We start from the raw sequence: 24,979 nt of genomic DNA on the forward strand, positions 1-24,979 counted from the left end.
AGTCGCCTCTTTTGGATATAATTTTGCTTTCAAAGGAGGAGAGAATGACAAACGATTTTGCAGAGTTTACAGTAAATGAGGAAAATCTGCCGCAGCAGAAAGAGAAAGTACTTGAAAAGATAGAGGAAAACAGGAAAGCCGTCGAAAAACTTCTTGAAAATCCAGATAAAAACTACTCAAATTTTATAAAACCCTACCAGTTGATGCATGAGGAGCTCGATTTTCTTTTCAGTCCCATTTCGCATCTAAACTACGTAAAAAACTCGGAAACCACAGAAAAAATATATGAAGAGATACTTCCGGTGTTGACCGAATATTATGCGAAGCTCGGCCAGGATGAGAGAGTTTACAAAGCTTTCAAAGAGATAAAAGAAAAAGAGCCCTCTTTAAGCGAAGAACAGAAAAAAGTTTTGGAAGATTCGATAAAAGATTTCGAGCTCAGCGGCGTAGGTCTTGAAAAGAGCAAACAAGAGAGAATCAAAGAGATTAGTATAACTCTCAGCACTCTTACAAATTCGTTTGCGCAAAATCTGCTTAAAGCGACAGATGCCTATGAGATGATAGTCGAAAACGAAGAGGATGTAAAAGAGCTTCCAAAATCGGACATTGAAGCTGCAAAAATACAAAAAGAGGGTAAGAGCGTGTACAGGTTTACTCTCAAACAGCCCAGCTATGTTGCATATATGACTTATGGTTCGAACAGAACTCTTAGAGAAAAACTCTACAAAGCATATGTTACAAGGGCACCGGAAAATGATGAGCTTATAACGCAGATACTCTCACTCAGAGACGAAAAAGCAAAACTGCTTGGATTTGAAAACTATGCCAGGCTCAGTCTGCAAAGAAAAATGGCGAAAACTCCTGAGGAGGTCATCTCTTTTTTAAGAGAACTTAGCAAAAAAAGCAGACCGCAGGCCCAAAAAGAGCTTGAAGAATTGAAAGAGTTTGCCAAAAAAGAGGGTTTCAAAGAGGAACTCCAGCCTTTTGATATCGCTTATTACAGTGAAAAACTTAAAAAACATAAATTCAGCCTCAATGACGAAGACTATATGCCATATCTTGAAAAGAAAAGTGTTGTAGAGGGACTTTTTGAATTTTTGAAAAAACTGTTTGGACTGGAGTTTGAAAAAGTCAAGGTTCCGGTATGGGATGAGAGTGTAGAGGTTTTTCACCTATACAGAAAAGGTTCTGTCGTAGGAAGGCTCTATATGGACCTTGAGGCAAGAGAGGGAAAAAGGGGCGGCGCCTGGATGGACGAGTGGGTGACATACCATGAAGATGAAAAAGGGCGTATCATCCCGCCTGTAGCTTTCATAGTGGCAAATTTTTCAAAGCCTACAGCCGATATGCCGGCACTTCTGCGGCCAAACGATGTAGAGACGCTTTTTCATGAAATGGGACATGCTCTGCATCATCTGCTGAGCCGTGTAAAAGAGCCGTTTGTAAGCGGAATAAGCGGAGTGGAATGGGATGCAGTGGAGTTTCCGAGTCAGTTTCTGGAAAATTTTGCCTATGAAAAAAAGATTTTAAAAAGTTTTGCAAGACATTACAAGAGCGGCGAACCTATGCCGGACTTTATGGTAGAAAAACTGAAAGAGTCAAAAAACTTCCATTCCGCTCTTGCGATGCTGAGGCAGATTGAGTTTGGACTCTTTGACATGCTTATTCATATGGGAAAATATGATGCCGACGGAGTGCAAAGAATTCTCGAAGAGGTAAGGGAAGAGGTTTCTGTTATCCGCACGCCTGAATATAACAGATTTCAGTGGGGATTTGGCCACATATTTGCCGGAGGATATGCTGCGGGGTATTATAGCTACAAGTGGGCGGAAGTACTCAGCGCAGATGCATTTTTCATGTTTGTGGATAATGGCATATTCAATGAAGATATAAGCGAAAGCTTTGTTGCCGAGGTTTTGAGCCGTGGCGGCAGCAGGGAAGCTATGGAGAGTTTCAAAGCGTTTGCGAAAAGAGAACCCGATATCGAAGCCATACTTAAACTGAGCGGTATAGAGGTGTTATGAAAATTTTTGAAAACGAACTGGTATATATCCAAAAGGAAGAGAGTGAGATTCCCTGGCTGAAAATTTTTACGAAAAAAGTCTGCAAGGAGTTCAGCGACTGCGAGAAAGAGACGAGAGAAGAAATTTTCAGGCTTTTGTATCTGATAGAAAAAGAGATGATAGAGTACTACAGGCCGGAAAAGATAAATATCGCATCATTTGGAAACTATCTGCCGCAGGTCCATTTTCATATAATGGCAAGATTTAAAAATGACAGTTTTTTCCCGGAACCTGTGTGGGGAAAGAGACAGAGAGAAGCAAAGCTTGAGCTTCCCTCATTTGAGGGGTTTGTAAAAAGGTTAAACGCAGTACTATGAATTTTTGAGTTCATTGTAGATTTTATCGAGAAGAGGGGTTTTGTCTCCTTTTTTGGCTTTTATAATATAACCGAGAATATTTTCAATTTCAGCAGGTTTTCTGTTTTCAAAATCGAGTTGCATGGAGCTTTTGGCTTCGTACGGGGACTTTTCGAGGAGTTCCACAGCTCTTTTTTTATCCGCTTTATCAAGAGGTATACCTTTTTGATTCGCTATTTGGATAATCTCGTCCAAAATCTCTTCAAACTCTTTTTTATTCTCCTTGGCGATCTGGCCGAAACTCTTTTTGTAGTATGTGGTCAAAGCCGCAGTTGCCGCTATGAAAAGATACTTTTTCCATATCTCTTTGTCTATATCTTTTGTCAGTTTCGTTTTTATACCAGCTTTTTCGAAAATATCTTTCAGCCATTCGAGTGACTTTATTTCATCGTTTTTGCCGAAAACTGTGTAAGCTCCTTTGCCTTTCAGTGTTATTTCGTCTTTGGCCGTTTTATTTGATATTATATATATTGCCCCTTTTGCAACATTTGAATCCGGGAAAATATTTTTCAAAATTTCATAAGGCTCCACTCCGTTTAAAAGCGGAATGATTATCGTATTTTTTGAGACGTTTTTTTCAATATTTTTGGCAGCCTCTTCAAGGGAATAACTTTTAACCGCAAATATCACGGCATCATATATAATGTTTTCAGGCGGGGTTTTATAGATATTTGCCGGATGACAGCTGTTTTTCTTTCCGTTTTCAATGATTTTTATGCCGTTTTTGAAGTTTTCCGGATGTGGGGTGATGAAATCAACCTCTGCTATCCGGCCAAGTTTGCTTCCCACATATCCGCCGACTCCTCCTATGCCTACAACGGCAATTTTCATTGTTCTTCTCTCTCCTCTTTTTCGATTCTCTCCTTCAAAACTCTTTTGAGAACTTTTCCGGTTGCATTTTTGGGCAGCTCCTGTACGATATGTATCGCTCTTGGTATTTTGAAGTTGGCAAGGTTTTGTTTCAGGTACTGCTTTATTTCTGTTTCTGAAATCCGGGCATCATCTTCGAGCTCAACATAAGCGACGGGAACCTCTCCATGATTCGGGTCTTTTTTCCCTATCACTGCTGCTGCTTTTATCTCTGGAAGGCTAGTTAGTACCTCTTCAATCTCTCTTGGATAAATGTTTATACCTTTCGAAATTATGAGGTCTTTTTTTCTGTCAACTATATAGATAAAACCCTCTTCGTCTATTTTGCCAAGATCACCTGTTTTAAGCCATCCGTTGATGATAGTTTCAGCCGTAGCTTCGGGACGTTTGAGGTAACCTTGCATAACATTGTCGCCTTTGACGATTATTTCGCCGATTTCACCTGTCGGAACTTCCACCATCTCTTCATCCACTATTTTCACTTCCACTCCGGGAATTGCCGGTCCCACAGAGAGCGGTTTTTGTTTGTTCGGAAGATTTACAGCCACTACGGGAGAACATTCGCTAAGTCCGTAGCCTTCAAGAAGTTTTCCTTTTTTGAACTTCTCTCTGAATCTATTCAGTGTATCCTGCGGCAAAGGAGCGGCACCGCTGACGTAAAATTTCACTTTGTTAAACCAATGGAAGTACCAAGGCAGTTTTGCTTTGCTGAGTGCATTGTAAACATCCGGGACACCCGTAAAAATTGTAACTCTTTTCAGTAGGGTCTGTTTTATGATGTTTGAAAAAGGCATGATAGAGCGGATAATAACAACGGGACAGGCAAAAAAGAGAGGCAAAAGTACTGTAACTGTGAGTGTAAAAGAGTGAAACATCGGAAGATAGACGATAAATCTCTCTTTTGGAGTTATATTTAAAAGTTCTTTTATCCCGTAGATATTGGCAAAAATATTTTTGTAGCTCAGCATTGCGCCTTTTGGTTTGCCTGTTGTACCGGATGTATAGATTATCGTAGCAACATCGTCAATATTGGGCTCATAACTTATTTTCTCATGAGATTCCAGATTTGAAAGTATTTCGGCAAAACTTATATTGTTTTCGTCGAGATCTTCAAAATCGCCTTCCCAGATAGTTTTTTTGATGCCTGTTTTTTGCGGCAGGTTTTTTGTCTCTTTTGCATATTTTGAAGATGAAACCAGTACTTTCGCTTCACAGTCGTTTATTATAAATGCAATTTCCTCTTCTTTCAAAAAGGTGTTTATAGGGACCGGAATTGCACCAAGTTTTCCGGTTCCCAGAAAAGCTATGACAAATTCCGGAGAGTTTGCGACCACAAGAGCTACCTTGTCGCCTTTTTTGACCCCTATAAACTCCAGAAATCTTGCAAAAGTATCCACCTTCAGTTTCAGCCTGCTGAAAGTTATCTTTCTCTCATTGTCAAAATATGCGATATTTTTGCCGTACTTTTGGGCATTGTTTTTCAATACCTCATAAAAGTTTCTATATTTGTATTCAAACATATCAGAACCTGTAATTTAAAGATATGTTTACAAGATGTGCTCCGCCTTTTGAAAATTCTCCCACAATTCCGTTGATATTTGCATCAGCAGCGGTAATAGTTCTTTTCTTTTTGTAATCATACAGATAGGCTGCGCCGAAATCAAACTGTTCATTGACTTTATACTGCATTCCTATGGAAGCTATGATGGCGTCTGAATCGGGAAGTTCGAAACCTACATATTTTGCAGGAACAGGAGTTTCGTCATACGCTATCGAAGCAAATGTGGTTATAGGCAGTGCAGCGTGAAGATGTCTTAGCCCCACTCTTATGGTGCTTGAGTCTTCCCAGTTTTTGGGTTTTGGCTGTCCGAGTATTGCTTCGGCATACTGATCGTCAAAATTGAAATCAAGCGTTCTGTATCTGCTCCAGAACGTCCTTTCGTATACTACTTCCGCTTTTGTGGTTTCGTCTATATCATAGGCGGCAGCAACGGCCAGTGTTGCCGGCAGAGGAACGGAAACATCGGCATTTGTATCGTAGTTGTGTATTCCGCTTAGGCCAATGAGAGCAAGATTTACATACCCTTTTGCGCTTCCTTTCTCTTTCAGGGTTACGCGTGAGCGGTAGGTGGCAGCGAGGGTTACATTTTGAACCGGTTTTATGGTAAGCGCAAGGTTATAGCCCAGTTTTATATCGGTATTTCCTTCCAGATCTTCCTGATATAGTCCGTCTCTAACGATTTTTACTTTTCCGTCGCTGTAAATCGCTCTGATACCGGCACCAAACGACATAGTATCACTGATTTTATAAGATACGGTTGGATTAAGTTCAAAGACTCTCAGGGTAAACTCTTCTGCGCTCCATTTTTGAATCGTATCCGTCCATTTTTTTGAAAGGCCGGCCGGCTCGGTAAAGGAGAGTCCGAATCTCAGATTGCCTTTTGCCGGACTGACGTAATGAAAGTAGGGTAGCAGGAATTTTTCAGATTTTGATTTTGCATCGGCAGGTGCTCCGGCTACGGTTCCTTTGAACTCGATTTTAGGAAGATAGATAAATGTTACTCCTCCCTCGAATTTTGCTCCATCACTCATAAAAGACATGTTGGCCGGGTTGAAATAGGATGCATCTGCATCTTCGGCTCCGGCAACGTATGCTGCGCCGAGGGCAATCGATTTTGTTGATTGTTCCGGTATTTTGTATGCGGCTCCGAAAAGAGATGAAGCACATAGCAGCAGTGCGGCTGAAAGCTGTATCTTTTTCTTCATTTTGTTTCCTTTCGCTGGTGTTTTCAAAATTTTATCAAATTTTTATGAAAAACCGTTTGAAAGGAAGAGTACCGTTAAATTTGGTATAATCATACAAAAATGAATAATGGAGATATAACATAATGTTTAAAAAGAGACTCAAAATATACGACTTGCCGGAAGATGAGATAAAAAAATACCAATGGGCAAAAATCAGGACCGATAAAGGAGATATTATAATAAAACTATTTCCGGAAGAGGTACCCAATACCGTTGCTAACTTTGCCCATCTTGCAAAAAGCGGATTTTATGAGGGACTGAATTTCCACAGGGTTATAAAGGGTTTTATGGCGCAGGGAGGATGTCCCAAAGGAACAGGTACCGGAGGTCCTGGCTGGGCGATACCTTGCGAGACTGAAAAAAATATCCACAGACACAAAAGAGGTACCATCTCTATGGCTCATGCCGGAAGAGATACGGGCGGGAGCCAGTTTTTCATCTGTTTTGTAGACTGTCCGCATCTTGACGGTGTTCATACGGTTTTTGGAGAAATTTCGGAAGATGACGGGGAGAGTTTTATGGTGCTTGATATGATAGACCAGGGCGACAAAATAAAGCATATAGAAATTTTGGAAAATTTAGAATAAGATGAAGGAAAAAAATGTACGGATTTGTTAGAGTCGCTGCCGTATCACCGAAAGTATATATAGCACAGCCCCAAAAAAACGGTGAAGAGATATTGAAGGTTTTAAATAAAACCGCAGAGAACGATACTGCTATAGCTCTGTTTCCCGAACTTTGTATCAGCGGATACACTTGCGCGGATCTCTTTTTTCAGGACAATCTGTTAAAAAGTGTTTACCGCACTCTTGAAGATATTTTGGAATCAAGTGTTTCACTTGAGACTGTTTTTATTGTCGGTGCACCTCTTTGGCACAAAAACAGGCTTTATAACTGTGCCGTCGTTTGCCAGAAGGGGGATTTCCTTGGAGTAGTTCCCAAAAGTTACATTCCCAATAAAAAAGAGTTTTATGAAAAAAGATGGTTTGTCGAAGGCAAAGGTATAAGAGACGAAGAGATAGAGATAAACGGCAAAAAAGTGCCTTTTGGAACGGATCTGCTTTTCAGGACATATGATTTTGATTTTGGTGTTGAAGTGTGTGAGGACTTGTGGACGGTAATTCCGCCAAGTCTCTATCAGGCGGCGTCAGGTGCACTGCTTTTTTTCAATCTCTCAGCCAGTAACGACCTTGTTGCAAAGTATGAGTACAGAAGAGAACTTGTAAAAACACAGAGTGCAAGATGTATAGGAGGATATATATACGCTTCGGCCGGTGTTCATGAGTCGACGACAGATGTTGTCTACGGAGGGCACTGTATCATAGCGGAAAACGGAGCGGTTCTTGCGGAAAACAGAAGATTTGAAAGAGAAGGGGCCGTTGTTTATGCAGATATAGATGTTGAGAGGCTTAAATTTACAAGAGTTTCCGAAACATCTTTTGCAGACAGCGAAACGAAGAGTTTCAGGATAGTAAAAACTTACAAAACGAAAACGTTGAAAAATATAGACAGGTTTTTTGATCCTCATCCATTTGTTCCGTCCAATCCCGCCAAAAGAGACGAACGATGCGAAGAGATATTTGCCATTCAGGCTGCAGGGCTTGCTAAAAGAGTTGAACATACAGGGGTCAAAAAGGTTGTTTTGGGACTCTCTGGCGGTCTAGACTCTACACTGGCCCTTCTTGTATGCAGCGAATGCATGAATATTCTCGGTAGAAGCCAAAAAGATATACTTGCCGTTACGATGCCGGGATTCGGTACTACGTCCAGAACACATGAAAATGCAAAGTCCCTTGCCGAAAGCCTCGGTGTAGAACTGAGAGAAATCGATATAACGAAAGCCTGCATGCAGCATTTCGAAGATATAGGTCACAACCCACAGGTTCATGATGTTACTTACGAAAATACACAGGCCAGAGAGAGAACTCAGATACTTATGGACCTGGCAAACAAAGAGGGAGGTCTGGTAGTAGGGACAGGTGATTTGAGTGAAATAGCTCTCGGTTTTTCCACATATGCCGGTGATCATATATCTATGTATAACGTGAACTCCGGTGTACCTAAAACCCTTGTGAGATATCTTATACACTGGGTTGCTTCAAAAAGCGATGAGAAGACTTCTAAAATCCTTGAAGATATCATAAGTACACCGGTATCGCCGGAGCTTATGCCAAAAGGTGAAAATGAAGAGATAGTTCAAAAAACCGAAGATATCATAGGTCCGTATGAGCTGCACGACTTCTTTTTATACCATATGGTCAAATACGGGGCGAATCCGAAAAAGATTCTCTATCTGGCAGTCCGGGCATTTGACGGAATTTATGATAAAGAGACGATAAAAAGCTGGCTTAGGTTATTTGTAAAAAGATTTTTTGCAAACCAGTTCAAGAGAAGCTGTATGCCGGACGGTCCGAAAGTGGGAACTATCGCTCTGAGTCCGCGTGGAGACTGGAGGATGCCGAGCGATGCGAAAGCAGATGAGTGGCTCAGGGAGTTGGAGTAGTTTTAGAAAGTGTTAGTGTTAGTGTTAGTGTGGGTGTGAGTCACCAAATACTAATCACCAATCACGATTCACGAATCACGAATCACGAATTACGAATTACGAAAAAAGGAGTTTATTGTTAGTTCATATCTGTTGCAGTGTTGACAGCCATTTTTTTCTTGAGAGACTCAAAAAAGATTTTCCGGACGAAAAACTTACAGGTTTTTTCTACGATCCAAATATCCACCCTTACAGTGAATACAGATTGAGGCTTCTTGATGTGGAGAGAAGCTGCAAAAAACTTGGTATTGAACTAATAGAGGGAGAGTACGATTTTGAAAACTGGCTTGAAGCTGTCAGAGGGCTCGAGAATGAGCCCGAAAAAGGCAAAAGATGCGAGGTCTGTTTTGACAGACGGCTTGAAGTAGCTGCAAAAAAAGCCAAAGAGCTGGGAGAAGAGAAATATACCACAACGCTTCTTGTAAGCCCTCTGAAGTCTCAGCAGCAGCTGAAAAGTTCGGCAGAAAGAATCGACAGGAAGCTTGGGCTGAAATTTGTTTTTGTGGATTACAGAAGCAGAGGCGGAACGCAGGAACAGGCCAGGGTCAGCAAAGAAGAGCAGCTTTATAGACAGGACTACTGCGGATGCTTGTTTGGACTTGCAAAACAAAGAGCCGAGCAGGAGCAGAAAAACCGGTTTTTATATGCGGAGAGTTCGCAGTTACTGGACGAAATGATATCTCCTTTGACAAACAGGATCCTTCCGGCATCTATCGAAGAGAGACTGGCTCTCTACCGGGAGCGTATCCGGCTCGAAGAAAAAGGCATACCCTATAAAATAATAAAGGAGAAGTTTCTTAACTGGCGAATTTTGAGAGGTTTTGTAAAAGTATCCAAACAGACTGTTCCTTCATATTTTTTGGCCTATTCCATTATGAAGAGAGAGTATGCAAAAGGAAAAATAGAGTTTGAAGTAGAGGATGTGGGTTATATGAACAGAGATGAGGCAAAATTCATTACCATAGAGAAATTCAACAAATTGACCGGAAGCGATTTTAAAGATACAAAAGAGCTTATGCTAAAAGGAGTTGAATTTGAAAAAGAGGTGGAAGCAAGAAGAGCTGTTGTTTTCGGCGAATATGACCTCTCACCCGTTATAGTGACAGATACGATACCGGATTCAAAAGTGGAAGTTTTCCTTCAAAGCAAAATATATGTTGACGTTAGAGAAAATTTAGTAACTTTAAGGTAAAATAGAGCAGTTTTTTATATAGATATCGATGATTAAACTTAAAAAGGTTGCAAATGTTGGATGTGGTTGAAATTCAGAATATTCTGCCTCACAGATTCCCTTTTCTTCTGCTTGACAGAGTAACGGATATAAAAGAGAATGAGTCTATCGAAGCATATAAAAATATTACCATAGCAGAACATGTTTTTCAGGGACACTTCCCAGGACACCCTATATATCCCGGTGTTATGATTATAGAAGGTATGGCGCAGGCCGGAGGTATCCTCGCATTTAAAAGTATGGGTGCCGATGAGCAGGAGAGCACCAAAGATAAAGTTGTATATTTTATGAGCATAGACAAAGCAAAGTTCAGAAATCCGGTCAAACCCGGAGACAAACTTGTCTATAAACTGAAAGTCATTAAACACAAGGGTGCAATCTGGGTTCTTGAGGGCAAGTCATACGTAGATGACAAACTGGTTGCAGAAGCGGAACTTAAAGCAATGATAGTGGATAAATAATGAGCAATATTGCAAAAACAGCACTTATAGAAGAAGGTGCAAAAATAGGGGCGGATGTAAAAGTCGGCCATAATGTTTTTATTTCAAAAGATGCGGTAATAGGCGACGGTACCGTTATAGAGCAAGGTGCCTGCATATACGGTAAAACGATAATAGGCCGAAATAATAAGATATACTCCTATGCTGTTATAGGTTCCGAGCCACAGGATTTGAAATACAAAGGCGAAGAGGTAGAACTGATTATAGGAGATAACAACATCATAAGAGAGTTTACACTCTTCAATCCCGGCACTGTTGGGGGCGGCGGCAAGACAGTGATAGGAAACAACAATCTTTTTATGGGGTATGTCCATATAGCGCATGACTGTCAAATAGGGGATTTTTGTATACTGGCAAACGCAGCAACCCTGGCAGGACATGTGGAGCTTGGCAATTTTGTTGTCATAGGGGGTATGACACCTGTTCATCAGTTTGTTAAAATCGGCGACTATGTTATGGTGGGAGGTGCTTCTGCCGTTGCACAGGATATCCCTCCTTATTGTCTCGCGGAAGGGAACCGTGCAAAACTTAAAGGTCTCAATCTCACAGGTCTTAGACGCCATCTGAAAAGAGATGATATAAATGAACTCAAAAAGGCATACAAAGAGCTTTTTCAAAGCGGAAAGCCTCTGCAGGAAGCGGCCAAAGATCTTTATGAAAATGCTGGAAACGAACATGTGAAAAAACTCGCTCTTTTTGTTATACAGACAAAAAGAGGAATACCATTTAGATAAGATAGAGGAAAATTTATGAATAGAAGATGTAGTTTCTGTAATTCGGTGGAAACAGAAGAAAATCCGTTGATAGCAGGAAACGGTGTATATATATGCAAAAACTGTGTAATATCCGCCTATAAAATTCTCTTTGGAGACGAAGAGGAGATTGAAGAAGAGGTTCTTGACAAAACACTGATGACGCCGAAAGAGCTTAAAACCGCTCTGGACGAATATGTCATAGGACAGGAGAGGGCAAAAAAGATATTTGCCGTGGCGGTTTATAACCACTTCAAAAGAATTTTTAAACAGAAAAATGTGGAAGAAGACGATACGGAGATAGCAAAATCAAATATTTTGCTTATTGGTCCCACAGGCAGCGGAAAAACACTGATGGCTCAGACAATGGCCAGGTTTTTGGATGTTCCTCTGGCAATTGCCGATGCTACGAGTCTTACTGAAGCCGGATATGTGGGAGAAGATGTGGAAAATATCCTTACACGCCTTCTTCAGGCAGCAGGCGGAGATGTAAAAAAAGCTGAGCAGGGGATTGTGTTTATAGATGAAATAGATAAAATATCCAGACTTTCAGAAAACAGGTCTATAACAAGAGACGTATCCGGTGAGGGCGTACAGCAGGCACTTTTAAAAATAATAGAAGGAAGCGTTGTCAATATCCCTCCTAAGGGAGGAAGAAAACATCCGAATCAGGAGTTTGTCCAGATAGACACATCAGGTATACTTTTTATATGCGGAGGAGCATTTGACGGACTGTCGGATATTATAAAAAGAAGACTCGGCGGAAACGTTTTGGGCTTTGGGCAGGAGAAGAAAAGCAAAAAAGAGGAAGCCGAACTTCTAAATTATGTAGAACCCGATGATCTGGTCCAATACGGTCTTATACCTGAACTTATCGGACGTCTGCATATGATTGCCACTCTCAATCAGATAACAAAAGAGGATATGGTAAGAATTCTGACTGAACCCAAAAATGCTCTTGTCAAACAGTATAAAAAACTTTTTGCAATTGATGATGTTGAGCTCACTTTCGAGCCTGAAGCCCTTGAAGCTATAGCCGAACTTGCCATAAAAAGAAAAACTGGGGCAAGAGGGCTTAGAGCCATAATGGAAGAGATAATGGTGGATATTATGTACGAATTGCCCGAGTATAAAGGATATGAAGTTGTTATTACAAAAGATGTTGTGGAAAAAAGAGTTAAACCTGTATATATAAAAAAGAGCCAAAAAAAGAGTGCATAAAGGTTAAATAATGATATTCGACAAAATTGTGGGTATGTTTTCAAACGATATGGGCATAGACCTGGGGACTGCAAATACTCTAGTACTTGTAAAAGGAGAGGGTATCATCATAAATGAACCTTCGGTTGTAGCAGTAAAAAAAGACAAGTTCGGAAGACAGAAGATTTTGGCGGTAGGTCACGAAGCCAAAGAGATGGTGGGAAAAACACCGGGAGATATCAATGCCGTCAGACCTATGAAAGACGGAGTCATTGCAGACTTTGATATGACGGAAAAGATGATAAGGTACTTTATAGAAAAAGCACACAGTAGAAAGGCTTTTATCAGACCCAGAGTCATTATATGTGTTCCATACGGGCTAACGCAGGTTGAGAGAAAAGCGGTAAGGGAATCGGCTCTGAGTGCGGGAGCAAGAGAAGTATTTCTGATAGAAGAGCCTATGGCAGCAGCAATCGGAGCAGGGCTGCCGGTAAAAGAGCCCCAGGGAAATCTGGTTGTAGATATAGGCGGCGGTACTACCGAGATAGGCGTCATATCGTTGGGTGGACTTGTTATATGCAAGTCGGTCAGAACGGCAGGAGACAAGATAGACAAAGCCATCATCGACTATATTAAAAAGAAATACAACCTTCTCATTGGCGACAGGCTAGCCGAAGAGATAAAGATAAATATCGGTACGGCCATGCCTTTAGAAAAACCTCTCAAAATGATAGTAAACGGACGCGACCAGGTTGGCGGTCTTCTAAGCTCCATTGAGCTTACCAGCGAAGATATTATCGAGGCTATGAAAGATCCGTTAAAAGAGATAGCCGATGCTTTGAAAGATGTTCTCGAAAAAATGCCTCCTGAGCTTGCCGGCGATATCGTTGAAAACGGTATAGTTCTCACCGGCGGCGGAGCGCTTATCAGAAATCTCGACAGATATCTTTCCGAAATTGTCAGGCTTCCTGTATTTGTAAGCGAAGAGCCCCTTCTGGCCGTTGCGAAAGGTACAGGCAAAGCCCTTGAAGAGATAGAACTTCTTCAACAGCTATCCAATGAATAAAAAAGTTCTTTTTTCTCTTCTTTTTCTTCTGCTCTTTATCGGCTCGGTCAAACTCTCCGATGCCCTGCAGAGCAGACTTCTCTTTTTTACCAATTTTTTAAAAAGTACCTATCTTGATATAAGCGGATATTTCGAAAATCTGATCTTTGAACATATCAAACAGCAGGAGACTATACAAAAGCTCTATAACGAAAACCTAAAACTCAAAGAGACGCATCTGAAATATCCGGCATACAAAAATGAGCTTTTTGCTTTGAAAAACGAATGCAACGCATCTGCATCTTTTGATTTTGAGACAAAAGTTGTAAGGGTATTGTCATATGCAAAATTTGGCGATTTTATGAGGCTTTGGATAGATTTTGAGGAATTTGAGCCTGAAAAAATCTACGGCATCACAAAAAACGGGTATGCGGCCGGAATAGTCGTATCGAAAAACGGCAAACCCCTTGCTCTTTTAAACGGTGATCCCAAATGCTCCTACGCAGTTGAGATAGGTGAGGTGAAGGCTCCCGGAATCGCAACGGGAAAAAATGAAAGAGAGATGGAAGTAAAGTTTATTCCCATGTGGAAAGAGATAAAAGTCGGAGATGAGGTAATTACCAGCGGTCTTGATATGATATTTTTTCACGGGATAAAAGTAGGCAAAGTGGCGCGCATAAAAAAAAGCGGCAGCTACAAAACCGCACTCGTCAGGACATATGCCGATATTTTAAGTCCAAGATATTTTACCTTGATACTCTCCCCATACTGAAATGGTCGGCAGTTATTCGCTTTCAATACTCTAAACGGTTTTTTATCAACTTTTCAGTAAAATAGGTAAATTTTTCTGTAAAAATGTAAAGGTGGAGAATGCCAAAAAGAGAAGATATAAAAACTATTTTGCTTATAGGTTCGGGACCTATTGTCATAGGACAGGCCTGTGAGTTTGACTATTCGGGTACACAGGCTACCAAGACTCTCAAAGAGCTTGGCTACAGAGTTGTTCTTGTCAATTCAAATCCTGCGACTATTATGACCGATCCTGAGTTTGCAGACAGGACATATATAGAGCCTATTACCGAAGATGTGATATCACAGATAATCCAAAAAGAGAAAGTCGATGCAATTCTTCCCACAATGGGGGGACAGACAGCTTTGAATGTGGCTATGAGCATGTTCGAAAAAGGAATGCTCGAAGGCGTAAAATTCCTTGGAGCCAATCCTGAAGCGATAAAAAAGGGTGAAGACAGACAGGCATTCAAAGAGGCCATGCTCAAAATCGGTATGGATCTTCCAAAAAGCCGCTATGCATACTCTCTTGATGAAGCGATGGAGGCTGCAAAAGAGATAGGGTTTCCGCTTATTATCAGAGCAAGCTACACACTTGCGGGAGGCGGAAGCGGTGTGGCATACAATATAGACGAGTTTAAAACTCTTGCTGCAAAAGGTCTTGAAGCAAGTCCCATAAATGAAATTCTTATAGAAGAGTCACTTCTTGGATGGAAAGAGTATGAGATGGAGGTTATAAGGGACAGGGATGACAACTGTATAATTGTCTGTTCCATAGAAAATCTTGACCCCATGGGTGTGCATACGGGAGATTCTATAACCGTTGCACCGGCTTTGACTCTTACCGATAAAGAGTATCAGAGGATGAGGGATGCCTCTTTTGCGATATTAAGAGAAATCGGTGTGGATACCGGCGGCTCAAACGTTCAGTTTGCAGTCCATCCTGAAACCGGCAGAATGATAGTCATAGAGATGAACCCGAGAGTCAGCCGCTCATCGGCTCTTGCATCAAAAGCCACAGGGTATCCCATAGCGAAAGTCGCAACTCTGCTGGCAGTCGGTTATACTCTTGACGAGATCAAAAATGACATAACTGGAACACCGGCATCTTTTGAACCTGTAATCGACTATATAGTTACAAAAATTCCCCGATTTACATTTGAAAAATTTCCGCAGGCCGAAAGCACTCTGACCACTTCTATGAAAAGTGTCGGGGAAGTTATGGCTATAGGAAGAACATTCAAAGAATCCGTTCAAAAAGGGCTATGCTCTCTTGAAACCGGTCTTTGCGGATTTGAAAAGATAAAAACCGACCCAGAAACTCTAAAACGAGAGATAAGAAGACCGAATGAAAACAGACTTTTATATGTAGCGCAGGGTTTTAGAGAGGGTCTCAGTGTCGAAGATATATATGAACTTAGCAAAATAGACAGATGGTTTTTGTATCAGATAGAGGAGATTGTATCTTTCGAAGATAAAATCGACCTGGATATCCTACAAAACGAAGAGCTTCTCAGAGTTGCCAAAACCTACGGTTTTTCAGACAAAATGATAGCAAAACTGATAAATGAAAAAGAGAATACCGAACTTACCGAAAACGACATATATTCCGCAAGAAAAAAGTTGGGTGTAGAGCTTGAATATAACGAAGTTGATACCTGTGCAGCGGAATTCAGGGCTTTGACTCCTTATCTTTACTCTACTACAAACATAACGAAACTTACAAAAAAAGAGGAGAGTATACAGAGCGATAAAAAGAAGGTTTTGATCATTGGAGGCGGACCCAACAGGATAGGGCAGGGAATCGAGTTTGACTATTGCTGCGTACATGCGGCATTTGCTCTTGAAGATATGGGATGCGAAACCATTATGTACAACTGCAATCCGGAAACCGTATCTACAGATTACGATACAAGCGATATACTCTATTTCGAACCAATCGATTTTGAGAGAGTAAGAAGTGTGATTGAGAGGGAAAATCCAGACGGCATTATCGTTCATTTCGGCGGGCAGACGCCTTTAAAACTTGCAAAACCTCTCAGTGCAATCGGGGCAAAAATAATAGGTACAAGCGCAAAAGTCATCGATCTTGCCGAAGACAGAGAGAAATTTGCAAAATTTATCACCCAAAACGGTCTATTGCAGCCTGAAAACGGAACAGCATTTACCGAACAAGATGCGCTTGAAATTGCAAAAGAGATAGGTTATCCGGTTCTTGTAAGGCCGAGTTATGTTTTAGGCGGCAGGGCTATGAGAATAGTTTACAACGAAGATGAGCTAAAATCCTATATGGAAGAGGCTGTAAGTGTCAGCAACGAATCGCCTGTACTTATAGATAAATTTCTAGACCATGCCATAGAGATAGATGTAGACGCTATAAGCGACGGTGAGAATGTCTATATCGGCGGAATTATGCAGCATATCGAAGAAGCGGGTATCCATTCAGGCGACAGCGCCTGCTCGTTGCCTACCGTGAGCATTAAAGATGCTATATTGAAAATAATCGAAGAGCAGACAAAAACCATAGCCCTGGGACTTGGAGTAAAGGGACTTCTTAATATCCAGTACGCTATATATAAAGATAAGGTATACCTTATCGAGGTAAATCCAAGAGCCTCAAGGACGGTTCCTTTCGTTTCCAAGGCAACCGGCATACCTATGGCAAAAGTCGCTACAAGAGTTATGATGCAAGGAGATCTCAGAAGCGCTCTTGAGTTTTACGACAAATTCAATGTTGTTACCGAAGAAAATGGTATCCTCAAGCCTCAGCTGAAATCACACATATCCGTAAAAGAAGCGGTATTTCCTTTTAACAAACTTTCAGGTGCCGATTTGATACTCGGACCGGAGATGAAATCTACCGGTGAAGTTATGGGTATAAGCGACAACTTTGGCGTAAGTTTTGCAAAATCCCAGGTGAGTGCCGGAAACAGGCTGGTTCTTGAAGGAACGCTGTTTCTATCTTTGACCGATTACGACAAACCTCATGCTCCCCAGATAGCAAAAATATATAAAGACCTCGGTTTTGAAATTGTTGCTACCGACGGGACACACAGAGTTCTTAAAGAGGCAGGCGTAGAATCCAAAAAGGTCCTGAAAATCAGCGAGGGAAGACCAAACGTCGAAGATATGATAAAAAACGGCGAAATATCTATGGTGATAAATACAAGCGACAATAAAGCGAGCAAAGATGATGCCAGAAGAATAAGACAGGCTGTTCTTAGATTTCAGATACCTTATTTTACGACACTCGCTGCTGCCAGAGTTGCTGCAGAAGCTATAGCGAAGCTGAAAAAAGAGGGGCATTTCGAGCCCAAAGCGCTGCAGGACTATTTGAGTGAATAAGTAATTGGGAATAAGTAATTGGGAATTGGGAATTATAGAGGGAATATATTAGATCCCAGGAAAGTCTATCTGGTTCAGACCGACACAACAGTCGGTTTTTTGTCTCAGAACAGAAAGAGACTCTCCGAGATTAAAAACAGGCCTGTTGAAAAACCTTTTTTGATCTCGGTTGATAGTTTCAAACCCCTCAAAAAGTTTGCAAGAGTTCCCAAAAAATTTAAAAAACGGGTCCGAAGAGCTAAAAAAACCACATTTGTATACCCAAACGGCAAAGCGGTCCGTGTGGTGCGAGACGACAGACATATCTCTTTTTTAAAAAAATTCGGATGGATGTATTCCACTTCTGCAAACAGGAGCGGAAAAAGATTTGAAAGAGAGTTTGCTTTTGAAAAAGCAGACGTAATAGTGGAAGACCAAAGAGGTTTTTTTGAAGGAAAAGCCTCCGAAATTTTGAGACTCTCACAAAGAAAAATCAAAAAATTAAGATAGTTTTATAAGCCTGATAGCTACAAATCTTCCAGTTATAAATCCTGCAGCCGAATATAGAGCAGATATTTCATAACTGTAAAAAAGCCAGCCCAAAATTACAGATAGAAGAACAAATCTGAAAGAGAAGGAAAAGAAAATATTTCTCTTTTTTGATTTCAAAAGTTTTAGTTGTAGATAGAGATGATAAAAATAGAGCAAAGAGAGGAGTGCTCCGAAGATAAAAAGAGTATATCCGTTCATTTTTTATAAAAAAAGAATCTCCATACAGAATAGAGGCCGATTGCCAGACCAAGAAGGAGCAGAGTGATAGACCAGGAGATATTTCCGGGTGAGTTGTATTTTTCGTCGATATATCTGCCGGCATATCCACCCATGACTGCAGGAAGTACTATCATCCATCCCACTGCACCGACAGCTGCCAATGTTCCCCAAAAGAGGCCTTTTTTTCTCCATTTCTGTAACAATGAGCTTTTTTCCTCTATCTTTTTTTTAAATTGCTTTTGGTTTTTATTCAACTTCTCTCTCCAGTTCTATAAGCTTTTGCATAAAGGCTTTTTCAAGTTTTGAGAGATTTTCCCTGAAAATGTTCTCTTTTTGTCTGAGAGCGGAAAATCTTTTTTCTATTTCAGTTTTGAGATTTTCAAGATTATCGCTTCTGATAAACTCTCTGGTAGTGATTTTCAGAAAATTGTCTTTGAAAACAAGAATACCTTTATTGAAAGCGAAGAACTCTTCTTTTTCTTCATATTTGAAGATTGCAACGGATTCTTCGAGAACCGTTATAAAGTAGCAGTGTTTCGGAAGTATTCCAAATGTGCCGCTTCTATCTTCCCCTCTGAAAAAAAGAATCTCCCTGATATTTACAGTCTCATATGGAGTGATTAAAACTGCATCAAATTTTGGCTTCATCGACTGATCCTATCATATAAAAAGAGTGTTCGTCTATATCATCCATCTCTCCGGACAATATTTTTCTGCAGCCGTTGATGGTTTCTGAAAGCGTTACATTTTTTCCTTTTCGTCCCGTAAAAGCTTCCGTAACGAAAAAGGGCTGTGTAAGGAATTTTTCCAGTTTTCTTGCTCTCATGACGGTTAGTCTGTCTTCGGGGCTTAGCTGTTCGATTCCCAGCATTGCAATGATATCCTGAAGTTCTTTATATTTTGACAGAGCCTCTTTGACAGCTTTTGCGGTTTCATAATGGTCGCTTCCTACGATTGCAGGGTCAAGAAGTTTTGAGTGTGAGGCGAGAGGGTCGATGGCCGGATAAAATCCTTTTGCCGCTCTTTCTCTGGAAAGTATCACGGATGTGTCCAGGTGTGAAAAAACTGCGGCAACTCCTGGGTCGGTTATATCGTCAGCGGGTACGTAAACTGCTTGTACCGATGTTATAGAGCCATCTTTTGTAGAAGCGATTCTCTCTTCAAGTTCGGCAATTTCATTTGAAAGTGTAGGCTGATAGCCCACCTTCGACGGTATTCTTCCAAGAAGTGTGGAAACCTCCTGTCCAGCCTGTATAAATCTATAAATGTTATCTATCAAAAGAAGAACATCTTTTTGCTCTTTGTCTCTGAAGTATTCGCTTATTGTCAGGGCAGTCATAGGGGCCAGGTACCTGATACCGGGGGCTTCATTCATTTGTCCGAAAATCATAACAGTTTTTTCAAGAACATTTGAGTCTATCATTTCGTGATATAGTTCATGCCCTTCTCTAACTCTTTCTCCCACACCTGCAAAAACCGAAATCCCCTGATAAAGAGAGATCGATTTGTAAATAAATTCCATAAGCAGAACTGTTTTACCGACTCCTGCTCCTCCGAACAGGCCGATTTTACCGCCAAGTATAAAAGGTGCAAGCAGATCTATTATCTTGATTCCGGTTTCATAGACTTTTATTGTTCCTTCGAGTCTGGAAACTGCAGGGGAGCTTTTTCTGGCAGGTTCAAACTCATCAAAGTCAGCAGGTTTTGCATCTATAGGCTCTCCGAAAATATTCAGCACCCTACCTAAGACTTTGTTTCCTACAGGTACTTTTATCGGTGAAAAAAGTCTTTTTACTTTCATACCGGCTTTAACATCTTGCAAAAAACCGAGTGCCAGGGCTCTTACATTGTTTGAATCTATCTGTCTTTGAGTTTCAAGGAATATTTTTCTATCAGGCATCTCAATAACAAGAGCTTCAAAAATTTCCGGCAGGCTCTGTTCAAAGTATATATCACACACATTTGCACTAAGTGCAGTGACAGTTCCGTACATTTTCTTCTCTTTTAAAATAGATTAATCTCTTTTTGTCTATTATAACTTATATATGAGCAAAAGGAAGCGGCATGAATGAAAGCATTGCCTCCGTCGAACTTTTTAAAATTCAGATAGGCTCAGTAAGCATACCTGTAACAGAAAGTGTTGTTACAGCGTGGGGAGTTATTGTTTTCATTGCCATTGTCTCTTTTTTGCTTACAAGAAAACTTCGTGTTCTAAATCCGTCGAAAATACAGATAGCAGTGGAAGGAGTGGTAGAAGCGATATATGGAGCTTTGAAATCCGCTTCGCCGATAAACGCCTGGGACCTTGTTCCTCTTATAGGTACTATGTGGATATATATAGGTATGCTCAATCTCATAGGAATTATCCCCTATCTGCATAATCCTACAAAAGATTTGAGTACTACGGCAGCTCTTGCGACTGTTGCTTTTTTATCCATTCACTATTACGGTATAAAATATTCGGGACTTAAAAACTATCTGAAAAAGTATACTGAGCCTGTTTTTATACTTTTGCCTCTGAATATTTTCGGAGATATCTCCAGAATCTTCGCTATGGCGATAAGGCTTTTCGGAAATATGCTAAGCTGGGAACTTATCATTGCGATACTTTTACTTCTGGCCGGATTTTTGGTCCCTGTTCCCATGATGCTTTTAAGTATTGTCGGCGATGTTATACAGGCATATCTTTTCGGAATGCTCACATTCATCTTTATACTCGGCGGTATAAAAGCGGAGACAAAAAATATCAAGGAGAATGAAAATGGATAGTTTGACGATAATTGTGGCAGTTTCGATATTTACAGCAGGCATAACTATTGCAATTGGAGGATACGGCCCTTCAAGAGGAGAAGGCGATGCTTTGACAAAAGCGATAGAGACCATAGGAAGACAACCCGAATCGGCCAGTGAGATAACAAAACTGCTTTTTGTGGGAATGGCGATGGTGGAATCTGTTGCCATATATTCGCTTGTTATATCGCTGATTATACTTTTTGCAAATCCTTTGATAAAACTTGTGGTGCAGTAGATGTTTGACTGGTGGAGTTTCGGCTTTCAGCTTATAAACTTTTTCGTAGTTCTGTTTATTTTGTACAGACTTCTTTTCAGACCTGTGAAAAATATCATTGAAAAAAGAGAGAGATATATCAAAGATAAAATTGAAGAGATAGAAAAGAAAGAGAAAGAGGTCCAAAAATTACTTGAAGAGTATAAAAAAAGAGTCAAAGAGGCTGAGGAGCTTAAAAAAAGAGCAATAAAAGAGGCAAAAGAGGAGGCTCTCAAAGAGAAAAAGAGAATATTGAAAGAGGCAAAAGAGGAAGCAGCAAAAGAGTTTGAAAAGACAAAAGCGATTCTTCTTGAAGAGGAAAACAGAATTTTGCAAAATATTAAAAAAAGGTCCAGAGAGTTTGCTATTCTTTACACCGAAAATCTTTTGAGCAGCATTGCAGATGAAAATCTCCATAAAATCACGGTGAAAAAGTTTATCAAAAAATTATCTTCCGAGAGCTTTAAAGAACTGGAACAGATAAAAAAGAAGATTCAAAAAAGAGAGTGCAAAGCCGAAATCATTTCTGCTTTTGGGCTTGATTCCTCCGAACAAGAAGAGATTTTATCCAAACTTGAAGAGATTTTGGGATGCAGCGGGTTTGATATAGAATCAAAAACAGACCCGTCTCTTATAGCAGGTGTGAAAATAAGAATCGAAGGTTTGAGTCTGGACGGTTCACTCAGAGGAATGGTTGAAAAGATTGCAGAATCGATCGGAAAAGAGAAATGAGATATGAAAAACTGATTGAAGAGAGTTTTAAAAACATACTTCAAAGCGCCGAAGAAGCCTCTTTTGAACCGATAGTGAAAAAAACAGGCATTATAAGCGATATAGGAGACGGCATAATAGATGTGGAAAATCTCGATGCATCCTATTATGAACTTCTGATATTGCCGCACAATCTAGAGGCACTGGTGCTTAATATCTCAAAAAAGAGTATTAAAGCTGTTGTTTTGGGAGATTATACGCTGCTCAATGTTGGCGACGAAGTAGAAAAGTCGGGCAAAGGCATTTCGGTAGGGGTAGGATATAATCTTTTAGGCCGTATAATCGATCCTTTAGGAAAGCCTCTTGATGAGAGAGATACCCCGCAGTATGAACTGAAATATCCTATTGAGTCTGAAGCCCTACCTTTTTTTAAAAGAGATTTCGTAAAAGAACCCATGTATACGGGAATAAAAATAGTGGATGCGATGATTCCGATAGGAAAAGGACAAAGAGAGCTCATAATAGGTGACAGTTCTACAGGAAAAACATCTATTGCCATTGATGCGATAATAAACCAGTATGACAAAGATGTTTACTGTGTATATGTCTCAATAGGGCAGAAAAAAGCACAGGTTGCAAGAATTATCGAAGAGCTGCAAAGAAACGAGGCTTTAAGCCATACTGTTGTAGTAGCTGCAACTGCGGATGACAGTGCTGGACTCAAATTTATAGCTCCCTATGCCGGATCAGCTATAGCCGAATTTTTCAGAGACGAGGGAAAAGATGTACTGATCGTTTATGATGATCTTACGAAACATGCCGATTCATACAGAATGCTCTCTTTACTTCTACAGATTCCTCCAGGAAGAGAGGCCTATCCGGGAGATATATTTTTTGTTCACTCTAGACTTCTTGAAAGAGCAGGCAAAAGAGATATCAAATACGGAGGTGGTTCTATCACTGCACTTCCCATAGTAGAAACGCAGGCAGGCAAAATATCGGCATATATCCCGACAAATCTTATATCTATAACCGATGGACAGATATATTTGGACAGAGAGCTTTTCAACAAGGGTTTTCTTCCGGCTATCGATATTGGAAAATCTGTATCAAGAATTGGTTCCAAAGCACAGGTGCCGGCTCTTAAAAAAATGGCTTCCAGACTGAAACTGGACTATTCTCAGTTTTTGGAAGTAGAAGTTTTTACAAAATTCGGGGCAAAGTTGGAAGATGAAACAATGAATCTTATAAAAAAAGGGGAGGCTCTCAGAGAAACTTTGAAACAGGGACGATCCGTGCGTCTTGATATGCCAAAACAGGCTGTTACGTTTTTCCTTTATAACAACGGTTTTCTTGAAAAGCTTGAAATTGACAAAATCAGTGATTTTGTTAACGAATTTTTGGAATATCTGGAGATAAGCTATCCCGACATTCTTACTCTTATAGCAGATACGGGTGATATGGATGAGAGCACACTTTCAACTCTTGAAAAAGTTGCCGCTCAGTTTTTTGAGGAGTTTAACAAGTGATAACTTCGGACCTGCTGCAAAAAAAACTAGAAAGCCTTAAAGATATATATGAGATAGTCAATTCAATGAAAGCATTTGCAAAATTTGCTATTCAAAAATCAAAAGACAAACTCCCCTATGTGAGAAACTATAAAAAAAATATAGAAGAGTCCATAGAGGATATCATCTCTCTTTTTCCTGAACTTATAACACTCAAAGGCGGGCACAGCAGAAAAAAGATATATATTGTTTTTGGCTCGGAAGAGGGCCTTTGCGGCGGATATAATGAAAAACTTTTCCGATTTTTTTCAAAAATAGCCCATGGAGACTATAAAACGGCTATAGTCGGCAGAAAAGCTGCGGAAGAGGTTGATAGTTTCGGTATAGAAACCCAATGGATAGTTTCGGGAGCTTCTACGGTCGAGAGTATAGAGACAAAAGTCGCAGACCTTGCTCTGCTTCTTAGTGAAGCATACGAAAAAGATGAATTTGGCTCGCTCTATCTTATCTATTATAAATTAACGGAGAAAGGGGATTCGCAAATAGAGGTTAAAAAAGTCCTGCCTCCGGATTTTTCTGCCTTCAGAAGAAAAAAGATAAAAACAGAACCCCTTCTATATCTGCAAAAAGAGGAAATTCTACACTCTCTTGTGGAGGAGTATATCCTAATCTCTTTATACGGCGCTTTTCTTGAAAGAATCAGCAGTGAAAACCAAGAGAGATTTTTAAGAATGCAGACAGCCTCGAAAAATATCGAAAAAAAGCGAATCCGTCTTTATAATGAGCTCAATATGCTGCGACAGGAAGAGATTACCGCTGAGCTAATGGAAATTATAAATGGTTACAGGGTTATTATAAAGGGGACTTCTTAAATCTCATTTTTTCGCATATGTCTATATTTTTCTTCTATTTTTTTGATCATATTTCTTTCTGGAACTTTCCTGCCGGCTATATATCCTACGATGTTGCCGTTTTCGTCAAACTTGGGTTTTATCCAGACAATTACCCAGTAGTATTTTCCGTCTTTTCTCATATTTTTGACATATCCTTCCCACATTTCCCCTTTTTTTATCGTTTCCCACATCTGTTTGAATGCGGCTTTTGGCATGTCGGGATGTCTGTTTATATTATGTGGACTGCCTATAAGTTCATCTTTGCTATAACCGGTCATCTCTCTGAACTTTCTATTTGCATATGTAATAATGCCAGCGGTATCTGTTTCACTTATCATCACCCCGCCTTCGAATAAAACCTCCATATTTACCGGTTGCGGCTTGACAATCTCTTCACCTGTTCTGATGTTTTTAACTATTTTCATCCCATACCCCTTGATTGCAACAGTGACAAATTTGTGATATTAGGTAAAATTATAACAAAAAAATATTAAAGTTCAATCATCACAAATTTTGATAAAATATTACATTTTAATTCTATGAATATTCATATTTAAAAATTCAAAGGCAGTT

25 protein-coding genes are annotated in these 24,979 nt (G+C 40.2%); 17 read left to right on the forward strand and 8 right to left on the reverse strand.

Annotated features, from left to right (window positions below; genetic code table 11):
- Positions 1 to 44: 44 nt before the first annotated feature.
- Complete coding sequence (locus tag EPR_RS02555) at positions 45 to 2,024, forward strand: M3 family metallopeptidase (RefSeq protein ID WP_200763719.1); 1,980 nt, start codon at positions 45 to 47, stop codon at positions 2,022 to 2,024.
- A complete protein-coding gene (locus tag EPR_RS02560) occupies positions 2,021 to 2,380 on the forward strand; it encodes an HIT family protein (RefSeq protein ID WP_234697160.1) in 360 nt (119 codons plus the stop codon). The genes EPR_RS02555 and EPR_RS02560 overlap by 4 nt, the downstream gene beginning before the upstream one ends.
- Here EPR_RS02560 and EPR_RS02565 read toward each other — a convergent pair.
- From EPR_RS02565 to EPR_RS02575, 3 genes are read right to left on the reverse strand one after another with little or no spacing between them, the layout of a single operon-like run.
- Positions 2,375 to 3,250, reverse strand: coding sequence for a ketopantoate reductase family protein (locus tag EPR_RS02565; protein WP_200763720.1), 876 nt, complete (start codon positions 3,248 to 3,250; stop codon positions 2,375 to 2,377). The two genes, EPR_RS02560 and EPR_RS02565, sit on opposite strands and share 6 nt — an antisense overlap.
- Positions 3,247 to 4,809 (reverse strand): fatty acid--CoA ligase, encoded by a 1,563-nt coding sequence (locus tag EPR_RS02570; protein ID WP_200763721.1) that lies wholly within the window; start codon positions 4,807 to 4,809, stop codon positions 3,247 to 3,249. The genes EPR_RS02565 and EPR_RS02570 overlap by 4 nt, the downstream gene beginning before the upstream one ends.
- Before the next feature lies 1 nt (position 4,810).
- Entirely contained in the window at positions 4,811 to 6,055 is a 1,245-nt protein-coding gene (locus EPR_RS02575) for an OmpP1/FadL family transporter (RefSeq protein ID WP_200763722.1), read from the reverse strand.
- Positions 6,056 to 6,177: 122 nt separating this feature from the next.
- On the opposite strand from EPR_RS02575, the gene EPR_RS02580 reads away from it, so the two are divergent.
- The 10 genes from EPR_RS02580 (at position 6,178) to EPR_RS02625 (ending at position 17,987) form a co-directional block, all read left to right on the forward strand.
- Positions 6,178 to 6,681 carry a peptidylprolyl isomerase gene (locus tag EPR_RS02580; protein ID WP_200763723.1) on the forward strand — a complete coding sequence of 168 codons (504 nt, stop codon included), beginning with the start codon at positions 6,178 to 6,180 and terminating at the stop codon, positions 6,679 to 6,681.
- A gap of 14 nt (positions 6,682 to 6,695) precedes the next feature.
- Entirely contained in the window at positions 6,696 to 8,597 is a 1,902-nt protein-coding gene (locus EPR_RS02585; protein WP_200763724.1) for an NAD(+) synthase, read from the forward strand.
- A 115-nt stretch (positions 8,598 to 8,712) separates the two neighbouring features.
- Positions 8,713 to 9,828, forward strand: a complete 1,116-nt coding sequence (locus EPR_RS02590; protein WP_200763725.1) for an epoxyqueuosine reductase QueH — start codon at positions 8,713 to 8,715, stop codon at positions 9,826 to 9,828.
- A gap of 53 nt (positions 9,829 to 9,881) precedes the next feature.
- A complete protein-coding gene (gene fabZ / locus EPR_RS02595; RefSeq protein ID WP_200763726.1) occupies positions 9,882 to 10,328 on the forward strand; it encodes a 3-hydroxyacyl-ACP dehydratase FabZ in 447 nt (148 codons plus the stop codon).
- Entirely contained in the window at positions 10,328 to 11,101 is a 774-nt protein-coding gene (gene lpxA, locus EPR_RS02600) for an acyl-ACP--UDP-N-acetylglucosamine O-acyltransferase (RefSeq protein ID WP_200763727.1), read from the forward strand. Before fabZ ends, lpxA begins: the two co-directional genes overlap by 1 nt.
- Before the next feature lie 15 nt (positions 11,102 to 11,116).
- Positions 11,117 to 12,340, forward strand: a complete 1,224-nt coding sequence (gene clpX / locus EPR_RS02605) for an ATP-dependent Clp protease ATP-binding subunit ClpX (RefSeq protein WP_200763728.1) — start codon at positions 11,117 to 11,119, stop codon at positions 12,338 to 12,340.
- A gap of 10 nt (positions 12,341 to 12,350) precedes the next feature.
- A complete protein-coding gene (locus EPR_RS02610; protein ID WP_234697161.1) occupies positions 12,351 to 13,385 on the forward strand; it encodes a rod shape-determining protein in 1,035 nt (344 codons plus the stop codon).
- The gene (mreC, locus tag EPR_RS02615) at positions 13,378 to 14,136 is read left to right on the forward strand and encodes a rod shape-determining protein MreC (RefSeq protein WP_200763729.1); all 759 of its coding nucleotides are present in this window, start codon (positions 13,378 to 13,380) and stop codon (positions 14,134 to 14,136) included. Before EPR_RS02610 ends, mreC begins: the two co-directional genes overlap by 8 nt.
- Before the next feature lie 98 nt (positions 14,137 to 14,234).
- The gene (carB, locus tag EPR_RS02620; RefSeq protein ID WP_200763730.1) at positions 14,235 to 17,498 is read left to right on the forward strand and encodes a carbamoyl-phosphate synthase large subunit; all 3,264 of its coding nucleotides are present in this window, start codon (positions 14,235 to 14,237) and stop codon (positions 17,496 to 17,498) included.
- Positions 17,499 to 17,516: 18 nt separating this feature from the next.
- Positions 17,517 to 17,987: a Sua5/YciO/YrdC/YwlC family protein gene (locus tag EPR_RS02625; protein WP_234697162.1), complete on the forward strand. Its 471-nt coding sequence runs from the start codon at positions 17,517 to 17,519 to the stop codon at positions 17,985 to 17,987.
- Here the strand turns inward: EPR_RS02625 and EPR_RS02630 are convergent.
- From EPR_RS02630 to atpD, 4 genes are read right to left on the reverse strand one after another with little or no spacing between them, the layout of a single operon-like run.
- Positions 17,979 to 18,227: an N-ATPase subunit AtpR gene (locus tag EPR_RS02630; protein WP_200763731.1), complete on the reverse strand. Its 249-nt coding sequence runs from the start codon at positions 18,225 to 18,227 to the stop codon at positions 17,979 to 17,981. The genes EPR_RS02625 and EPR_RS02630 overlap by 9 nt on opposite strands.
- Positions 18,224 to 18,451, reverse strand: coding sequence for an AtpZ/AtpI family protein (locus EPR_RS02635; RefSeq protein WP_234697163.1), 228 nt, complete (start codon positions 18,449 to 18,451; stop codon positions 18,224 to 18,226). The genes EPR_RS02630 and EPR_RS02635 overlap by 4 nt, the downstream gene beginning before the upstream one ends.
- Before the next feature lie 43 nt (positions 18,452 to 18,494).
- Positions 18,495 to 18,896, reverse strand: a complete 402-nt coding sequence (locus tag EPR_RS02640) for a hypothetical protein (RefSeq protein WP_200763733.1) — start codon at positions 18,894 to 18,896, stop codon at positions 18,495 to 18,497.
- A complete protein-coding gene (gene atpD / locus EPR_RS02645) occupies positions 18,880 to 20,241 on the reverse strand; it encodes a F0F1 ATP synthase subunit beta (RefSeq protein ID WP_200763734.1) in 1,362 nt (453 codons plus the stop codon). The genes EPR_RS02640 and atpD overlap by 17 nt, the downstream gene beginning before the upstream one ends.
- 71 nt (positions 20,242 to 20,312) lie before the next feature.
- Between atpD and EPR_RS02650 the strand changes: the two genes are divergently transcribed.
- From EPR_RS02650 to EPR_RS02670, 5 genes are read left to right on the forward strand one after another with little or no spacing between them, the layout of a single operon-like run.
- A complete protein-coding gene (locus EPR_RS02650) occupies positions 20,313 to 21,017 on the forward strand; it encodes a F0F1 ATP synthase subunit A (RefSeq protein WP_200763735.1) in 705 nt (234 codons plus the stop codon).
- A complete protein-coding gene (gene atpE, locus EPR_RS02655) occupies positions 21,010 to 21,276 on the forward strand; it encodes an ATP synthase F0 subunit C (protein WP_200763736.1) in 267 nt (88 codons plus the stop codon). The genes EPR_RS02650 and atpE overlap by 8 nt, the downstream gene beginning before the upstream one ends.
- The gene (locus EPR_RS02660; protein ID WP_200763737.1) at positions 21,277 to 22,026 is read left to right on the forward strand and encodes a F0F1 ATP synthase subunit delta; all 750 of its coding nucleotides are present in this window, start codon (positions 21,277 to 21,279) and stop codon (positions 22,024 to 22,026) included.
- Positions 22,023 to 23,534 (forward strand): F0F1 ATP synthase subunit alpha, encoded by a 1,512-nt coding sequence (locus EPR_RS02665; RefSeq protein WP_200763738.1) that lies wholly within the window; start codon positions 22,023 to 22,025, stop codon positions 23,532 to 23,534. The genes EPR_RS02660 and EPR_RS02665 overlap by 4 nt, the downstream gene beginning before the upstream one ends.
- Complete coding sequence (locus tag EPR_RS02670; RefSeq protein ID WP_200763739.1) at positions 23,531 to 24,385, forward strand: F0F1 ATP synthase subunit gamma; 855 nt, start codon at positions 23,531 to 23,533, stop codon at positions 24,383 to 24,385. The genes EPR_RS02665 and EPR_RS02670 overlap by 4 nt, the downstream gene beginning before the upstream one ends.
- On the opposite strand, the gene EPR_RS02675 is transcribed toward EPR_RS02670, so the two are convergent.
- Positions 24,382 to 24,831, reverse strand: a complete 450-nt coding sequence (locus EPR_RS02675; protein ID WP_200763740.1) for a PAS domain-containing protein — start codon at positions 24,829 to 24,831, stop codon at positions 24,382 to 24,384. The genes EPR_RS02670 and EPR_RS02675 overlap by 4 nt on opposite strands.
- Positions 24,832 to 24,979: the final 148 nt, after the last annotated feature.

The organism is Nitrosophilus alvini (genome assembly GCF_015100395.1).
Lineage (GTDB): Bacteria > Campylobacterota > Campylobacteria > Campylobacterales > Nitratiruptoraceae > Nitrosophilus > Nitrosophilus alvini.

What these genes read in the sequence shown, in the direction of transcription:
- fabZ (WP_200763726.1), top strand. Translation starts at nt 9,882, where the DNA reads ATGTTGGATGTGGTTGAAATTCAGAATATTCTGCCTCACAGATTCCCT.
- EPR_RS02650 (WP_200763735.1), top strand. Translation starts at nt 20,313, where the DNA reads ATGAATGAAAGCATTGCCTCCGTCGAACTTTTTAAAATTCAGATAGGC.
- EPR_RS02560 (WP_234697160.1), top strand. Translation starts at nt 2,021, where the DNA reads ATGAAAATTTTTGAAAACGAACTGGTATATATCCAAAAGGAAGAGAGT.
- EPR_RS02630 (WP_200763731.1), bottom strand. Translation starts at nt 18,227, where the DNA reads ATGAACGGATATACTCTTTTTATCTTCGGAGCACTCCTCTCTTTGCTC.
- EPR_RS02585 (WP_200763724.1), top strand. Translation starts at nt 6,696, where the DNA reads ATGTACGGATTTGTTAGAGTCGCTGCCGTATCACCGAAAGTATATATA.
- carB (WP_200763730.1), top strand. Translation starts at nt 14,235, where the DNA reads ATGCCAAAAAGAGAAGATATAAAAACTATTTTGCTTATAGGTTCGGGA.
- EPR_RS02610 (WP_234697161.1), top strand. Translation starts at nt 12,351, where the DNA reads ATGATATTCGACAAAATTGTGGGTATGTTTTCAAACGATATGGGCATA.
- EPR_RS02555 (WP_200763719.1), top strand. Translation starts at nt 45, where the DNA reads ATGACAAACGATTTTGCAGAGTTTACAGTAAATGAGGAAAATCTGCCG.
- EPR_RS02575 (WP_200763722.1), bottom strand. Translation starts at nt 6,055, where the DNA reads ATGAAGAAAAAGATACAGCTTTCAGCCGCACTGCTGCTATGTGCTTCA.
- lpxA (WP_200763727.1), top strand. Translation starts at nt 10,328, where the DNA reads ATGAGCAATATTGCAAAAACAGCACTTATAGAAGAAGGTGCAAAAATA.
- EPR_RS02660 (WP_200763737.1), top strand. Translation starts at nt 21,277, where the DNA reads ATGTTTGACTGGTGGAGTTTCGGCTTTCAGCTTATAAACTTTTTCGTA.
- EPR_RS02665 (WP_200763738.1), top strand. Translation starts at nt 22,023, where the DNA reads ATGAGATATGAAAAACTGATTGAAGAGAGTTTTAAAAACATACTTCAA.
- atpE (WP_200763736.1), top strand. Translation starts at nt 21,010, where the DNA reads ATGGATAGTTTGACGATAATTGTGGCAGTTTCGATATTTACAGCAGGC.
- EPR_RS02640 (WP_200763733.1), bottom strand. Translation starts at nt 18,896, where the DNA reads ATGAAGCCAAAATTTGATGCAGTTTTAATCACTCCATATGAGACTGTA.
- EPR_RS02580 (WP_200763723.1), top strand. Translation starts at nt 6,178, where the DNA reads ATGTTTAAAAAGAGACTCAAAATATACGACTTGCCGGAAGATGAGATA.
- EPR_RS02565 (WP_200763720.1), bottom strand. Translation starts at nt 3,250, where the DNA reads ATGAAAATTGCCGTTGTAGGCATAGGAGGAGTCGGCGGATATGTGGGA.
- clpX (WP_200763728.1), top strand. Translation starts at nt 11,117, where the DNA reads ATGAATAGAAGATGTAGTTTCTGTAATTCGGTGGAAACAGAAGAAAAT.
- mreC (WP_200763729.1), top strand. Translation starts at nt 13,378, where the DNA reads ATGAATAAAAAAGTTCTTTTTTCTCTTCTTTTTCTTCTGCTCTTTATC.
- EPR_RS02570 (WP_200763721.1), bottom strand. Translation starts at nt 4,809, where the DNA reads ATGTTTGAATACAAATATAGAAACTTTTATGAGGTATTGAAAAACAAT.
- EPR_RS02675 (WP_200763740.1), bottom strand. Translation starts at nt 24,831, where the DNA reads ATGAAAATAGTTAAAAACATCAGAACAGGTGAAGAGATTGTCAAGCCG.
- atpD (WP_200763734.1), bottom strand. Translation starts at nt 20,241, where the DNA reads ATGTACGGAACTGTCACTGCACTTAGTGCAAATGTGTGTGATATATAC.